This window comes from Erythrobacter sp. S249 (assembly GCF_057364975.1).
Genome location: NZ_CP200287.1, coordinates 17,175 through 32,775 on the forward strand (window position 1 = coordinate 17,175; position 15,601 = coordinate 32,775).

Here is a 15,601-nt window from a genome sequence, read left to right on the forward strand (position 1 = left end):
CTGCATAATATGGAATTTTCTCCCACCGCTTTGGCTCTGATTGGCCTTGTGCTCGCCGCATGGACGGTGGGCGCTGCGGTGCTGGTGCTGCGCGCCTCTGGCCAGAGCCGGCGTACGGGCGCTTTGCAGACTTCGCTGCGGCGGATGCAGCGGATGCTCGATGTCGCGCCAGCGGTGCCTTTGCTGGTGCGGGTCGATGGCCGGATTGAGGCGCCAGAGCGGCTGGCGCGGTGGTTTGGGCTGGAAACCATGCCCAAGTTTTTAAGCGAGCTTGATGGCGGTGAGGGCGCAGGGCTGTCGGCTGAGCAATTGGCGGATTTGTCGGAGAACGTGCGCCGGACGCAAAAGAGCGCGGCCCCTTTTCAGTTTACTCTGACGCCGCCCGGCTCCGGACGCAGCCTCTCGCTGCAAGGGGCCTTGGCTGATCCGCAGGTTTCTCCGGGCGGCGCAGCGCTCGTATGGGTGTTCGACTTTTCTGAAAGCCAGCAAGAGTTGCACCGGCTGCGCGGTGCGGCGGCGCGGGCGGAGAGTGATTTTGCCGCATTGATCGGCCTGATCGAGGCCGCGCCTATGCCGATGTGGTTCCGCGGTGAAGATTTGAAGCTGCAACTTGTGAACCAGGCCTATGTCGATGCGGTTGCGGCGAGCGATGCTAATGATGTTGTCAAACAGCAGCTGGAATTGATTGAGCCGGTCGATGGAGAAGCGCCGTCAGAGATCGCCAGCAAAGCGCTGAGCGAGCAGGGCAAGATCGAACGGACCGTGCCCGCCACGATCCACGGCCAGCGCCGCAGTATGCGGGTTAGCGATCTGCCGCTCGGCACAGAAGGCGTTGCGGGATATGCGATCGACATCGAAGAGCAGGAGCAGGAACGGCGCGAGTTCAGCGCCTACCGCGATGCTCAGCGCTCCATGCTTGATCAGCTGTCTGCGGGCGTCGCTCTGTTTGATGCGAGCGAGCGCTTAACCTTTGCCAACCTGCCGCTGCGGCGTTTGTTTGAACTGACGGAGGGCTCGCTTGACGGCTCTATTTCCTTCGACCGCTTCCTAACCGATGCGCGCGAGCGTAAGCTGACCCCGGAAGTGCGCGATTTCCCGGAGTGGCGGCGTGAGCATGCCGCATGGTTTGAGGCGGCGGAGACGCAGGAAGAGGCCTGGCCGCTACCCGGCGGCACGCATTTGCGGATCGTGGCCCAGCCTATGCCAGACGGCGGGCTGGTGATGATTGCGGAGGACCGCACCGAGCAGCTCTCGCTCTCGGCGACGCGTGACACTCTGCTGCGCACCCGCGCGGCCACGCTCGATAGCCTGTTTGAAGCGCTGGCGATCTTTGCGCCCGATGGCTCTTTGCAATTGTGGAACCGCAGCTTTGCCGGGACATGGGGTCTGACCAGCGAGTTTCTCGATACGCACCCCAGTGCAGAGGCTCTGATCGCGGCCATCGGAGAGAATTTGGCAAAGCGCGGACAGGCGCAGTCGATCAGCGCGGTGGTGCGCGCGGCTACACTTGATCGTCAGGAAAAGGGCGGGCGGATTGCTCTGAAAGACGGGCGGACCTTGGAATTTGCCGGTGTGCCGCTGCCCGATGGCAATGGCTTGCTGACGGTGCTGGATATCACCGCGTCAGAAAACGCCGAGCGTGCGCTGCGGGAACGCAATGTCGCGCTGGAAGAGGCCGACACGGTGAAGGCGCGCTTCCTCGCCAATATGTCCTACGAATTCCGCACACCGCTGACCTCGATTGGCGGCTTTGCTGAGCTGATCAAGAGCGGCGCAGCGGGCGAGGTGAGCGAGCAAATGGGCGAATATGTCGATGCGATTATCGACTCGGTTAGCCGCCTGACAGACCAAGTTGAAAACGTGCTCGACCTCTCGCAAAGCGAAGCGGGCCTGATGCCGATCAGCAAGGAGGACGTCGATCTTTTGCCGTTCCTCACCGGGCTGGTGCGAGAGCGCGAGACCGCGATCGTCACTGCCGGATTGGGCCTCGATCTGCGGGGCAAGAAAGGCTGCGTTGTTCAGGCCGATCCAAGGCAATTGGGCCGCGCGCTTGGCAATCTGCTCGACAATGCGATTGCTGGCACGCCGGAGGATGGCAAAATCCTGATCAATATCGCGGCCAAGGGGCAGGGCGCAGAAATTGCAATCTCTGACAATGGCCGGGGCATGAGCGCAGAAGAGCTCGCGCGCGCGCTGGGCACGGCGGGCGCCGATGATGAAAAGCGCCAAGGGCTTGGCATACCGCTCGCGCGGCAATTGATCGAAGCGCATGGCGGCACGTTCGACTTGCAAAGCGAAGAGGGCGCAGGCACCGCTGCGATCATTCACCTACCGTGAGGGCGCGGGGATGATGCGTGAGACCTTGAGCGATCTGGCGGCGATGGACGCCTTTGGCGCTCGCATTGCGGCGCAACTGAAACCCGGCGATGCGGTCTCGCTGACCGGCGGATTGGGCGCGGGGAAGACGACGCTGGCCCGCGCGATTATCGCCGCACTTGGCTATGAGCATGAGGTGCCATCGCCGACCTTTACGATTATCGAGACTTACGATGCGCCGCCGCTGCGTGTGCCAGTGGTGCATGCCGATTTTTACCGCTTGGAGCATCCCGATGAGCGGCATGAGATTGGCCTTGATGATTACCGCGAGGGTGCGGCCTTGATCGCGGAATGGCCCGATCATGCAGGCGGATTTGGGCATGAAGCGGCGTGTTTGTCGATCACGTTAGAAAACAGCGGAAATTCTGCGGATGAGGGGCGCATCGCGGCTATTGAAGCGGGCGCAGATTGGCTAGAGCGTCTGCCATGAGTGAACTTCCTGATGGCCTACACGCATTCCTCGCCCAGTCTGGGTGGGGCGATGCCGCGATTGATCCGATCCCTGGCGATGCCTCGTTTCGCCGGTATTTCCGCTTGGCGCGCAGCGGCGGTGTTGGCCCGGACAAAGGCATGCTGATGTATGCGCCGCCGCCGCACGAGGATCCGGTCCCGTTCTTGGATGTGGCGCAGTGGCTGTGCGAAAATGCGATGCGCGCGCCAGAGATTTACGCCAGCGATGCAGCGGCGGGCTGGGTCCTGCTGGAAGATTTCGGCGAAGATCGGATGCGTGATTGGCTGGATGACAACCCGGCGAGCGAGAGCGACGCCTATGCCGGGGCGATTGATGCTTTGGTGGAGCTGCACAAATGCCCGCCCGGACCGTTCGCGCTATACGATATGGCAACATACCAGCGAGAGGCCGCGCTGCTGACCGATTGGTATTGCCCGGCGCAGGGCCTATCGGTCGATGAGGCGGGCTATGCCGCGGCCTGGGAAGAGGTGCTCGCGCCTATGATCGCGCGGCAATCGCCGGGCGTCACGGTGCTGCGCGATTATCATGCAGAAAACATCATGCTGCTGAACGGAGTGCCGAGCGCGCCGCAGGGGCTGATCGATTTTCAGGACGCGCTGGTTGGGCATCCGGCCTATGATCTGGTTTCGTTGTTGCAAGATGCGCGGCGAGATGTTTCGCCTGAGCTGGAGGCGGCGATGCTCGCGCGCTATCAAGAACGCGCCGGAGCGGACGAGCATTTCGCCGCTGATTATGCGCGGCTCGGGGCTCAGCGAAATGCCAAGATTGTCGGCATCTTTACCCGGCTGTTCAAGCGCGATGGAAAGCCGCGCTATCCCACGCTGATCCCGCGCGTGTGGGAGGCGATGGAGCGCGACCTTGCGCATCCGGCGCTGGCGCCCGTTGCCAAGTGGTTTGATGCCAATATCCCGCAGCATTTGCGCGCTGCCATGGGCGGAGAAATCACATGAGCGGTAAGCCCCTCGCTAGCGACACTGCGATGGTGATGGCCGCTGGTATGGGCAAGCGTATGCGCCCGCTCACGGCCAGCCAGCCCAAGCCTTTGGTGCGGGTCGCGGGTAAGCCGCTGATCGATCACGCGCTGGATCGGCTGGCCGATGCGGGGATCGCGCGCGCTGTCGTCAATGTGCATTACCTCGCCGACGCACTGGAGGTGCATGTTGCCGAGCGCAACGCGCCGCAGGTCGTTATCTCGGATGAGCGCAGCGAATTGCTGGAGACAGGCGGGGGCCTGATCAAGGCGCGCTCGCACTTGCCCGATCCGTTTTTCTGCCTCAATGCCGACAACATCTGGCTCGATGGGCCGCGCGATGCTTTCCATGATCTCTCGCAGCGCTGGGATCCTGACGCGATGGATGCGCTGCTGCTGCTCGTGCCGCACGCCAATGCGAAGAATTTCACCGGGCCGGGCGATTTTCATATGGACCAGATCGGGCGGTTGAAACGCCGCGCGCCGGGCCGGATTGCGCCTTTTATTTACACCGGCATCCAGCTGATTTCGCACCGATTGCTGCGCGATGCGCCAGAGGGTAAGTTCTCCACCAACATCCTGTGGACCCGCGCGATTGAGGAAGGCCGCCTGTTCGGCGCGGCGTTCACTGGCCAATGGTTCGAAGTGGGCACACCGCAGGCAATCGCGCCGACGGAAGACGCGCTAAAGCGTGGCTGAGCGCCGCGAACTCAATATTTACTCCATCGCTGCGCACCGCGGCTTTGCCGATGCGCTGGTGGCGGGCCTTGCCCCGCGTTACTCGGACGGCGACCTTGGGTTAGCACGGCTCACTCTGCTGGTCCCCAGCACCCGGGCTGCGCGCACCATCAGCGAAGCGTTCATTCGCCACGCTGGCGAGACGGGCAGCGCCGGACTGCTGATGCCGCGCATGGTTGCGGTGGGTGATCTCGACCTTGATGAGAAGCTCGGCAGTCTGCTCGATCCGCTGGGTGCGGGCGAAATTCCGCCAGCGGTTGAGCCGACGCGCCGCTGGTTTGAGCTGGCGCATTTGCTGCGCGCGGAGCTGGAGAGCAGCAGCAAGCGGACCCCGCCGGGCGCTGCAATCTTGCGGATGGCGCGCGATTTGGCGCGCACAATGGACCGCCTGTTGGTCGAGGAGAAGCGGCCAGAGGATTTGCTCGATGAGACGATCCTCAACCTTGAGCCGAGCCTGGCGGAGCATTGGCAGGAATCGATCCGTCTGTTTGCCAAGGTGCAAGCGCGTTGGCGCTTTGCCTTGGACGAACGCGGCGAGGTGGACGCGGCGACCCGGCGCAATCTGTTGTTTGACCGGGCCGCGCTGGAATGGCGCGCAAACCCGCCGAAATCGCCAATCGTCGCCGCTGGTGTCACCAGCGCCGCGCCCGCTCTGGCGCGTATGTTGCGCAGCATTGCTGACTTAGAGAATGGCGCGGTGATCCTGCCCGATCTCGACCTGCAAATGCCGACTGAGGCATGGGACGAATTGGGCCGGGCGGGACAACGCGATGAGCCAGATGGCGAGGCGTTTGCGCGCGGTGATGCGCTGACCCATCCGCAATATCACCTGAAGCTACTGCTCGGTCGTATGGGTGTTGCCCGCGCAGAGGTCCGCCCGTGGCACCGGCGCGGGATCGCGGCGGCAGACCCAGTGCGCAGCCACGCGATCAGCTCCTTATTCCTGCCGCCAGAGTCGAGCTCTTCCTGGGCCGATTTGGCTCCCGAGAAACGGCGGCTGTCGGGCGTCCGCCTGCTAACCAGCGCCACCGCCGAAGAAGAGGCGCAGGCCATCGCCATGCTCGTGCGCCAAGCGTTGGCTGAGCCGGAGAAACGCATCGCGGTGATCAGCGCCGACCGCAGCCTGGCTCGCCGCGTTGTACAGCATTTGTCGCGCTGGAATATTACCGCTGATGACACCGCTGGCCGTCCCTTGTCGCTGACCCCGGCGGGGCGTCTGCTCGGCCTGCTAAGCGAGCTTGCCAGCGGGGCGATCACGCCCACAGCATTGGTTAGCGCGCTCAGCCATCCATTGGTGCGCGGCGGCGATGATCGCGGCGCATGGCTCAGCAATCTGCGTAAGCTTGAACGCGCGCTGCGCGGACCTGCGCCTGCACCAGGATTTGAGCCTTTGCGCGCCATCGCAGGCGAGGCAGAGGTCGCCGAATGGTGGGCCGAGGTTGAGGCATTGCTGGCGCAGCTGCCCGGTGAAGCGGCGCAGCTGCAGCTGGCGGATGCGCTCGACACGCTCACTGTGCTGGCCGAGGCGCTGGCGGGCGAGGACGTGTGGGCGCGCGAGGATGGCCGCGCATTGTCCGCCATGGTGGAGGATATGCGCCTGCATGCCCGCGCCACCGATACTCAGATCGCAGCGAAAGATTTGGCCAGCGCCCTGCGCGAGGCGATGGACGAGATTGCTGTACGGCCGCCCTATGGCGGGCACCCGCGCGTTGCGATTTACGGCCTGCTGGAATCGCGCATGGCCCGCGCTGACCTGGTGATTTGTGCGGGGCTGAATGAAGGCAGCTGGCCGCAAAGCCCAAGCCCCGATCCTCTGCTTGCCCCCGGCGTGCTGCGCGCGTTGGGCGTGCCGGCATCGGAGTTTCGCATTGGCCTGTCCGCGCATGACCTGGCCGGGGCGATGGGTGCGCCCGAAGTGGTCCTCAGCCGGGCAGAGCGCGACAAAGAAGGGCCGACAATCCCCTCGCGGTTTTTGCTGCGGGTGGAGGCCTTGCTCGGCGAGCTTGCGAAAGATCACCGCGAGAATGCCATCCCCGCGATGCTGCCTGCGCTCGATCGAATGGTGCCGCGCGCAAAGCCCTATGCGCGGCCTGCGCCGATGCCCTCCAGCGAGCAGCGCGCGGTCAATATTGCGGTGACTGCGCTCGACCGATTGCTGGGCGATCCCTATCAGTTTTATGCGCAGCAAATCTTGGGCCTGAAAGCGCTGGAAGTACTGGAGGCGGACCCGTTCAGCGATCCGGCTCTGCGCGGGACTTTGACGCATAAGATTCTGGAATTGTGGCATGAGGCGCGCAGTCACGATCCCTCAGTCGATATCACCGCGATTGCGGAGGCGCATTTCCGCGCTGAGCAATGCCACCCGCTGTTTATGGGTCTGTGGCGACCGCGCCTGCTCGCGGCGTTCACCCGGTTTGCGGAGTGGATCGATGCCGATGAGGCGGCGGCCGAGAAACGCAAAGTCGTCGCGTGGGAGCGCAAGGGGTCAATGATGGTCGATGGCGTGCGCGTCTATGGCCGGGCTGACCGGATCGACCGAATGCCAGACGGCAGCCTCGCGATTGTGGACTATAAAACCGGCGCTCCGCCCAGCGCCGCGCAAGTCGAGGCAGGCTATGCTTTGCAACTTGGCCTGCTGGGGCTGATCGCGCGCGATGGCGATTTCGAAGGGCTGAGCGGCGATGCGGCAACGTTCGAATATTGGTCGATGGGGCGCAGCAAGGCAGACAAACAGTTTGGCTATAAAGAGGCGCCGATAAAGCTGCCGGGCAAGCGTTCTGGCCTGCCGCCGGAGGAGTTCCTGCCTACGCATGAGGACAAGCTGGCCGAGGCCATTCGCCGCTTTATCAAAGGCAATGCGCCGTTCGTGGCGAAGGAAAATCCCGATTACCCCGGCTACACCGATTATGATCAGCTGATGCGACTGGATGAGTGGATCATCGCGCTGGCCGATGGCGAGGATGCGCAATGAGCGGCGCGGTCTTCCCACTGGCGGGCAATCAGCGCGATGCGGTCAATCCGCGCGACAATGTCTGGCTGTCGGCCTCTGCGGGCACAGGAAAGACGCAGGTGCTCTCTGCGCGAGTTCTACGCCTGCTGCTGCGGCCCGATGTCGATCCGGGCCAGATCCTGTGCCTCACCTTTACCAAAGCGGGCGCGGCGGAAATGGCGAACCGCATCAATGCTGTGCTGGCGCGCTGGGTGCGGTTGGAGCCTGCGGCGCTTGCGACGGAGCTTGGCCATTTGGGCGCAGACATTGGTCCAAAAACGCAGGAGCGCGCCCGCACATTGTTTGCCAGCGTGCTGGACTGTCCCGGCGGCGGTTTGCGGATCGATACGATCCATGCCTTTGCTCAGTGGCTGCTGGCGAACTTTCCGGGTGAAGCAGAGCTGCTTCCCGGGGCGCGGCCAATGGAGGACCGCGAGCGCGATCTGCTCGCGCGCGAAGTGCTGTCCGACATGCTCAGCGATGCCGAGCGGACGCGGGATACGGGCGTGCTGGACGCGGTCAGCCTGTTCGCCACTCGCAAAGATCCCGATGCCCTGCGCGGATGGTTGATGCGCTGCGCCAGCGCGCGCGAGATGTGGCACGGCGCGGGCGCGTGGCAGCCGCCGATGATGCCGCGCGTCAAAAGCCTACTCGGTATGCCAGCGGACGCGGATGAGGATTGGGTTCGCGATATCTTCCATCCGGACACATTTCCGGACGCTCAACTGATGCAGATTTTGCCGCTGATGAGGGATTGGACGGCGAAGAAAGGGGATGAAACCGCTGCATTTATCGAAGAGTGGCTGTCTCTTCCTGTCGAGCAGCGCGCTGAGCGCTCGGAAGGGTTTTACGACACCATCCTGAAGAAAGATGGCGAACCTCGGAAAATGGATAAGCCGACAAAGGCTGAGCCAAGGTTGCCGGAATGGCAGTCTGCGGTCGCTGAAGTCTTGGTGCAGTACGAGGAACGCCGCGCGCTGCTCAATCTGGCTGATCTGCTCACCCCATCGCTGGAATTGGGGCGTACATTCGCGCTGCGCTGGGAAGAGGCGAAAGAGCGTGAGGCGCTGCTCGATTTTGATGACCTGATCCAACTTGCCGCGAGCCTACTCAGCCGCAAGGAAGCCTCCGACTGGATCCGCTACAAGCTTGACCGCCGATTTGACCATATCCTGATCGACGAGGCGCAGGATACCAATGCCGCGCAGTGGAGCATTGTCTTCGCGCTGATTGATGATTTTTTCTCTGGGGAAGGGGCGGCGGGTGAGAAGCTGCGCACGGTCTTTACCGTCGGCGACTACAAGCAGGCGATCTTCGGCTTTCAGGGCACCAGTCCAGAGAATTTCGCGCTGGCTAAGGACAAGGTGCGTGCCGCGATTGAGGCCGCGCGCGAAAACGCTGCCGAGATGCGCGATGCCCGGCATGTGCCCAATTGGCAGGACCTCGATCTGGGGCAGAGTTTCCGCACCTCCAACGCCGTGCTCGAATTTGTGAACCGCGCGATTGGCGCGGTTGGGGCGAGTGCATTCGGCCTGAAGGACGAGCCAAAGCCGCATATTGGCGAAGAGCGTGCGGGACTGGTGACTCTGTGGAACCCTGTGACAGGCCAGGAGGACGACAGCGAGCGCGGGGACGGCGAGCAGCAAGATTGGCTGGCACAGCATGACCGCAGGCTGGCCGACAAGATCGCCGATCAAGTGCGCAAATGGCACACGCGCGAAGAGCCGTTTATTCTGATGAAGGGCGGCAATCCGCGCGCGGCGGGTGCGGGCGATGTCATGGTGCTGGTGCGTAAGCGCAAGGATCTCGCCGCGCTGATTGTTGCGCGTCTGCATGCCAAAGGCGTGCCGGTGGCCGGGGTCGATCGCCTGCGTTTGGGCGCGCCGCTGGCGGTGAAGGATTTGCTCGCGGCTCTGCGCTTTGCGGCTCAGCCGCTCGATGATCTGATGCTGGCAAACCTGCTGGCGAGCCCGCTCATCGGATGGAGCCAGGATGACCTGCTCAGCTTTGTGCCGCGCGCAAAGGGTGTGCGCCTGTGGGATCATGTCCGCCGCCACGAGGATCCGTTTGTTGCAGAGACGGCAGAGAAATTGCGCGATCTGCTGAGGCTGGCGGATTATGAAACGCCGCAGGCCTTGCTCGCATGGCTGCTGATTGGGCCGTGGCAGGCGCGGGCAAAGCTGGTTGCGCGGTTGGGGCGTGAGGCGAATGATCCAATTGATGAGCTGGTCAATTCCGCCTTTGCTTATGAGGCGGCGTTCGCGCCCAGCCTGACCGGGTTTCTGCAATGGTTCGACGCTGGCGAGGGGGAGCTGAAACGTGATCCGGGCGAGGCGGGCGAGCAAGTGCGGGTGATGACCGTGCACGGCTCCAAAGGCTTGCAAGCGCCGATTGTGATCCTGGCCGATGCGACCGGCAATCCGGGGCAGGGCGGATCACTGGAATTGGATGAGGCACCACTGGGCGAGGCAACACCGGAGGCTGACCGCCGCGTTGTTCCACTGCCCTCGCTATCGAAGGACGAAAAGGCGGGCCGGGTTAGCGAGGCAGAAGAAGCCTCGAAAATTGCGGAGATGCAGGAGCACTGGCGGCTGATGTATGTCGCCATGACCCGCGCGGAAGAAGGGCTGTTCATCACCGGCTCGCTGGGGCCGCGGCAAAAGAAGGGTCCGCATGAGGACAGCTGGTATGCCCGGCTCGCGCCGATATTTGACGGCGAGGAAAGCGGTGAGGAGCTGGCCGATCCGATCTGGGGCGCGCGGCGCGAATGGGGCTATCGTGCGCTGCATTTCCCAGAGGCTAGCGCGGGTGATGACGCGCAGGCTCTCGCTGAACTGCCCGACTGGGCGCGCACGCCTATAGGGCCAGAGCCTCGTCCACCGCGCCCGCTTGCGCCGAGTTCCGCTGGTGAAGATCAAACCGCTGATCCGCCATTGCCGCCCGATCTCGCGAAGACCGCTGCACGGCGCGGCGTCTTGATCCACAGCCTTCTGGAACGCCTGCCCGACATGGAGCAGGACGAGCGGGAGTTCGCTGCCGAGGCATGGCTGGAGAGGCAAGCGAGCGATTTGCCCGAGGAAGCGCGCGCCGAAATGGCGGCAGCGGCGCTGCGCGTGCTGGAGGATCCGGCTTTCGCCCATATCTTTGAGCCCGACGCGCTGGCAGAGGTGCCTTTGGCCGCAACCGTGGGCGGGATCGTGGTCGCGGGTACGGCTGACCGGCTGCTGGTGAGCGACGACGCCATCACTGTGGTGGATTACAAGACCACGCGCCGCCCGCCGCGCAGCGCGCAGGATGTGCCGACCGCGACGATCAAGCAGATGGCCGCCTATGCCGCCGCGCTGGAAGCAATCTATCCCGGGCGCGAGGTCAGGGCGGCGGTGCTGTACACCCAAACCCCGCAAATCCTGGAGCTATCCGCGGAGCAATTAGGGTTACACAAAAATGCTTTGGGGACGGCGCAGTAAAGCTATTCGCCCAGCGCTTGAGAGTGCGCGCCCGCGCGCCTAAATAGGGATCAACAATGATAACAGGAGAATTTCCATGGCCACCATCAATGTGACCGACGATAGCTTTAAAGCCGACGTGCTCGATAGCGAAACCCCCGTACTGGTGGATTTCTGGGCGGAATGGTGCGGGCCATGTAAAATGATCGCGCCTGCTCTGGAAGAGCTAAGCGAAGAGTTCGCTGGCCAGGTTAAAATCGCGAAGGTCGATATCGTCGACAACACCGACGTTGCCGCTGAACTCGGCGTCCAAGGCATCCCTTATCTCGCGATGTACAAGGGCGGAAAGCTCGTCGCTGAGCAAAAGGGCGCTGGCCCTAAGAGCCAGCTTAAAGCGTTGATCGAAGGCTCTTTGTAAGCCCGCCGAGCAGTTCAAATATAGGGTAGGTGGCGTGGTCGTTAGTTCGGCTGCGCCATTACTTTTTGAGCGTAGGCGTCCCAAATGGCTGGGCTCGATGCGCCGAGCAATCCGGGTATTCCATGCTGATCAACGCGGTATGCGCTGCCATCCAGCCGCGCCGCTTTGCCGCCCGCTTCATTGAGCCACAGCACACCGGCGGCGTGATCCCAGGCGAGTGTGCGCTCAAAACTGGAGACATCATTTTCGCCCAGTGCGAGCCTCGGATATTGCTCGGCAGCGCAGCGGGGAATGTCTGTCAGTGTGTAATGCGGGGTGATTTTTGCATCGACCTCCGCGATCTGATCCTCGTCCAGAAATAGCTTTGAGATTGCGGCAACGGGAGGCTCTTGCCCGGTCGTTTTCGCGGTGATCTTGATGCCGTTCACAAAGGCGCCTTCGCCGGTGCGTGCATGGCACAACCGGTCACGAATGGGATCATACAGCCAGCCCGCCACCGCATGGCCCGCATCCGCCAAAGCGACGATAATGCCGAAGGGTTCTTTCCCCTCAGCGAAATTGGCGGTCCCATCGAGCGGGTCGATGATCCAGCATTGCTGCGACAAATGCTCGAGCACGCTTTCATCAGCGTGTGCCGCCTCTTCGCCCACCACTGGCACGCCGGGCGCAAGCTTGGTTAGCGCCTCGGTGAGGAAGCTTTCCACCTCCCGGTCGACCACGGTGACCGGATCATCCTCGCCCTTCATCTCAATCTCGCCATCGGCAAGGTTCTGAAACCGGGGCAGCATGGACCCGCGCGCAGCAAAGCGCATCAGATCGCGAATTTCTCCATCGAGCGCGCTGATGCCCTCATCGCTCATGATCGGTAATCCGCATTGATCGAGATGTATCCGTGGGTGAGGTCGCAGGTCCAAACACTTGCGCGGCCATCGCCAATGCCCAGATCAACCGCGAGATCAATGGCGTCGCCCTTAAGGTGCTCTGCCACAGGCGCTTCGTCATAATCCTCAACCGGCAGGCCATTCTTTGCCGCCCACAGGCCGCCAAATGCGATGGAGAGCGTGTCGCGGTCCGCCGGTTCGCCAGCCTTGCCGACGGCCATCACGACGCGGCCCCAATTGGCGTCTTCCCCGGCGATGGCAGTTTTGACCAGCGGTGAGTTTGCGATGGCCAGGCCAACGCGGCGCGCGCTGTCGTTATCAGCTGCGCCGTTTACGCGCACCGTGATGAACTTGCTCGCCCCTTCGCCGTCGCGCACCACCAATTGCGCGAGCTGTCGGCACAGATCGGTGAGGGCGGCGGCAAAGGCATCTGCGCCTGCACTGTCAAAGCTCTCGATCCGGGGATTGCCCGCTTTGCCCGTCGCAAAGGCGAGCACCGTGTCACTGGTCGACGTATCGCCATCCACGGTGATGCAGGAATAGGTCTGCGCATTCGCCGCGCTCAGCAGCTCTTGCAGGAACGCCGGGGCGATGTCCGCATCGGTGAAAATATAGCCGAGCATGGTCGCCATATCCGGCGCGATCATGCCGGAGCCTTTGATGATCCCTACCAGCTCCACGCGGGTGCCGCCAACAATTGCGGAGGTGTGCGCACCCTTGGCAAAGGTGTCGGTCGTGCCAATCGCATTGGCGGCGTCTTCCCAGCCCGCTTCCTCTGCCGTGAAAGCAGCAGATAGGCCTTCGCGCGCTTTGCCTTTGGGCAGGGGAACGCCAATGACTCCGGTCGAGGAGACAAACACATCGCCGGGTGAGCAGCCCAAATGCTCGGCAGTTTGCGTCATAATCGCCTCGACCGCCTCGCGCCCGCGATAGCCGGTGAAGGCATTGGCATTGCCTGCGTTTACAATCAGCGCACGGGCGCGGCCATTGGCGAGGTTTTCGCGCCCCAGCTCAACCTCGGACGAGGCGCAGGCGCTTTGCGTGAACACGCCAGCGACACTCGTGCCCTCGGCAAGCTCGACATAGGTCAGGTCGGCCCGGTCCCAGTCTTTGTAGTGGGCGCGCGCCGTGCGCACAGTGACGCCGGCGATCGATGGCATATCGGGAAAGGGCAGGGCCAAGGGCGAAGTCTGAAGTTCCATGGCCGCTGCCGTAATGCGCAATGCTTTCAACCGCAATTGCGCGTTTTGTTGTTTGGTATTTGGCCGCGCTCTGATAGGCCTACGCCCATGAAAAAGATCAGCTTTATGTTCGTCGGCGGGACCTTTGTGATCGCCACTCAAGCCATCGCTCAGCCTGCCAAAGGAGAGGCGGCGGATGCGGTGGAGGAAACGGCTGAGGCGGCAGGGGAGCCCTTGCGGCTTGTGATTCCCCCTCCCGCGCCTCCAACGCGCCTTTCATCTCCTCCTGCACCTCCTCCACCTCCACCTCCACCTCCACCTCCACCTCCACCTCCTCCACCTATTTACCCGCGTGGCCCGCACACGGATGGCGTGCCGAACGAAATTGCAGCGCCGCCATATCTCAAAACCGAACGCCGCAATTTATTTAAAGATGCGGACTATCCGCCAGCAGCGTGGATCGCTGGCCAGGAAGGTACAACCCGCTTCAGCTTGGCAGTGGGGGCGGATGGCAAGCCTGAAGATTGCATAGTTATGGAGTCTTCTGAATCGCTCATTCTCGACCAAGCCACTTGTGATATTGCTATGGAACGAGCTGAGTTTGAACCGTCAATTGGTCTTGAAGGTTCCCCGATCAAAGGGGTGTATGAAAGCAGCTATCGCTGGCGCAAGAAAGAGCCAGAGATGCCGCAAATGCGTGTGGTGTTTCGGTATCTGCACACCGCCGAGGGCGTGACGACCGATTGTGACATCGTAAGCATCGAAGGCGATATTCCTGAAAAAATGCGGGCGGAGATCGACCGTGATCGGGAGCGCGGCAGGCTTTGCTCTGGGCCAAAGGCGCGGCCCGGCATTCCCTATCGCGATGAAAATGGCGTGCCTGTGGCCAAGCGAGTGACTGCGACGATCAATGTCGTGTTGGAGGACCCTGAATAATGCGCGCTCTAAACCAGGCATATGCGCTGGGAATGGTTCTTATCGGTGGGCTCTTCGCAGCTCCGCTTGCTGCGCAGAGCGACAGTGCAGCTGAGGCCGCTGCGGCTGCTGCTGAGGTCGCAGAGGCCCGAGCTACCGAAGTGGCAATGGAGGCAGCAGAAGGTGCACGCGAGAATGAACCCGCTCCTCCGCCACCGATATCGGTTCGGCCTGCACCCGCTTCAGAGCGAAGAGATCCTATGCCAGTTGATGGTGGGTACAACTGGTTCAGGGGCGCGGTCCTGCCCGCCGACTTGTATCTCCAAGAAGCACAAGGCGGTGTCGGCTATGAGATAGAGGTTGATGCGGATGGCAAGCCGACCGCCTGCTCTGTTGCCGAGTCTACCGGCTTTCCAGGCCTCGATGACTTTACCTGCGCCACCGCTATGAAGGTTGCGGAGTTTGAGCCTGCGCTTGATGCCGAGGGCAATGCCGTGGCTGGGACATTCACTGACCGGCACTATTGGCGTTTTCGCAAGCACGAGCTCGATGCATTTTCCTTAACTATCAGCGCAATCGTGCGCTCAGACGGAACGGTGCTGAATTGCAGAGTTATCAATGAAGAAGGGACTGTGCCGAAGGCCTTTCCTGGAGACACGCCGTGTACCGGTTTGACGACGACAGGCCCCTGGCGAGATGCCAACGGCGAACCTCAAGACCGCATCGTAAGATTTACCGTGTCGGTTGAAAGCGAGGCTCCGCCAGAACCGTTGGTAATCGAGCGGGAAACCCCGGCGGAATAGGCGAATTGCGCGCGGGCTAGACGAACCGCCTCGCAGAGCATATATCGGCATCGCTATGCGCCGTCAGATTATCGCCTTTCTCGCTCTGCTTACCGGGTTTGCCGCCATCGGCTCCCCCGCGCATGCAACATTGGCAGAGGCGCTGAACCAAGACATCGGCGTTGCAGCCGGTACCGACGCGAACGAGCCGTGCGAGGCAATTACGCCCATCGGCAAGCCTGAAAAGCAAACCGCGAAGTGCAAGGATGCCAAGAAAGGCAAGCCTGTTCGCGTGCCTAAGGTGCTGCGTCTGCCGGTCCTGATGGGCGTTGATCGCGCCTACGAATAGGCGAAGTTTCGCCTTTTAAGTAACGCATTCTGCTGGCGGCGCGAACACCCCGTGCAAAGCAGACCGCCCACATCTTTCAGGTTT

At 62.4% G+C, this 15,601-nt stretch carries 12 protein-coding genes; 10 read left to right on the forward strand and 2 right to left on the reverse strand.

From position 1 onward, the window contains the following. Positions 1 to 9 precede the first annotated feature (9 nt). The 7 genes from AC0V6V_RS00090 to trxA all read left to right on the forward strand — a co-directional run bounded on the left by AC0V6V_RS00090 (position 10) and on the right by trxA (position 11,409). Positions 10 to 2,337 carry a sensor histidine kinase gene (locus tag AC0V6V_RS00090; protein ID WP_486165996.1) on the forward strand — a complete coding sequence of 776 codons (2,328 nt, stop codon included), beginning with the start codon at positions 10 to 12 and terminating at the stop codon, positions 2,335 to 2,337. A gap of 13 nt (positions 2,338 to 2,350) precedes the next feature. Beyond that, a complete protein-coding gene (gene tsaE / locus AC0V6V_RS00095; RefSeq protein ID WP_486166114.1) occupies positions 2,351 to 2,806 on the forward strand; it encodes a tRNA (adenosine(37)-N6)-threonylcarbamoyltransferase complex ATPase subunit type 1 TsaE in 456 nt (151 codons plus the stop codon). Then, a complete protein-coding gene (locus AC0V6V_RS00100) occupies positions 2,803 to 3,798 on the forward strand; it encodes an aminoglycoside phosphotransferase family protein (protein WP_486165997.1) in 996 nt (331 codons plus the stop codon). The genes tsaE and AC0V6V_RS00100 overlap by 4 nt, the downstream gene beginning before the upstream one ends. Beyond that, positions 3,795 to 4,517, forward strand: a complete 723-nt coding sequence (locus tag AC0V6V_RS00105; RefSeq protein WP_486165998.1) for a nucleotidyltransferase family protein — start codon at positions 3,795 to 3,797, stop codon at positions 4,515 to 4,517. The genes AC0V6V_RS00100 and AC0V6V_RS00105 overlap by 4 nt, the downstream gene beginning before the upstream one ends. Beyond that, positions 4,510 to 7,527, forward strand: coding sequence for a PD-(D/E)XK nuclease family protein (locus AC0V6V_RS00110; RefSeq protein WP_486165999.1), 3,018 nt, complete (start codon positions 4,510 to 4,512; stop codon positions 7,525 to 7,527). The genes AC0V6V_RS00105 and AC0V6V_RS00110 overlap by 8 nt, the downstream gene beginning before the upstream one ends. Next, positions 7,524 to 11,012, forward strand: a complete 3,489-nt coding sequence (gene addA / locus AC0V6V_RS00115; RefSeq protein ID WP_486166000.1) for a double-strand break repair helicase AddA — start codon at positions 7,524 to 7,526, stop codon at positions 11,010 to 11,012. The genes AC0V6V_RS00110 and addA overlap by 4 nt, the downstream gene beginning before the upstream one ends. 76 nt (positions 11,013 to 11,088) lie before the next feature. After that, entirely contained in the window at positions 11,089 to 11,409 is a 321-nt protein-coding gene (gene trxA, locus AC0V6V_RS00120) for a thioredoxin (protein WP_486139451.1), read from the forward strand. Between the two features lie 41 nt (positions 11,410 to 11,450). Here the strand turns inward: trxA and AC0V6V_RS00125 are convergent, their stop codons facing one another. Next, positions 11,451 to 12,269, reverse strand: a complete 819-nt coding sequence (locus AC0V6V_RS00125) for an inositol monophosphatase family protein (protein WP_486166001.1) — start codon at positions 12,267 to 12,269, stop codon at positions 11,451 to 11,453. Further along, positions 12,266 to 13,492, reverse strand: coding sequence for a bifunctional glutamate N-acetyltransferase/amino-acid acetyltransferase ArgJ (gene argJ / locus AC0V6V_RS00130; RefSeq protein WP_486166002.1), 1,227 nt, complete (start codon positions 13,490 to 13,492; stop codon positions 12,266 to 12,268). Before argJ ends, AC0V6V_RS00125 begins: the two co-directional genes overlap by 4 nt. An 87-nt stretch (positions 13,493 to 13,579) precedes the next feature. Here argJ and AC0V6V_RS00135 point away from each other — a divergent pair, with 87 nt between their 5' ends. The 3 genes from AC0V6V_RS00135 to AC0V6V_RS00145 are packed head-to-tail and all read left to right on the forward strand — an operon-like array spanning position 13,580 to position 15,517. Further along, positions 13,580 to 14,407 carry a TonB family protein gene (locus AC0V6V_RS00135; protein WP_486166003.1) on the forward strand — a complete coding sequence of 276 codons (828 nt, stop codon included), beginning with the start codon at positions 13,580 to 13,582 and terminating at the stop codon, positions 14,405 to 14,407. After that, positions 14,407 to 15,189, forward strand: coding sequence for a TonB family protein (locus AC0V6V_RS00140; protein ID WP_486166004.1), 783 nt, complete (start codon positions 14,407 to 14,409; stop codon positions 15,187 to 15,189). Before AC0V6V_RS00135 ends, AC0V6V_RS00140 begins: the two co-directional genes overlap by 1 nt. Positions 15,190 to 15,244: 55 nt before the next feature. Further along, positions 15,245 to 15,517, forward strand: coding sequence for a hypothetical protein (locus AC0V6V_RS00145; RefSeq protein WP_486166005.1), 273 nt, complete (start codon positions 15,245 to 15,247; stop codon positions 15,515 to 15,517). Positions 15,518 to 15,601 lie beyond the last annotated feature (84 nt).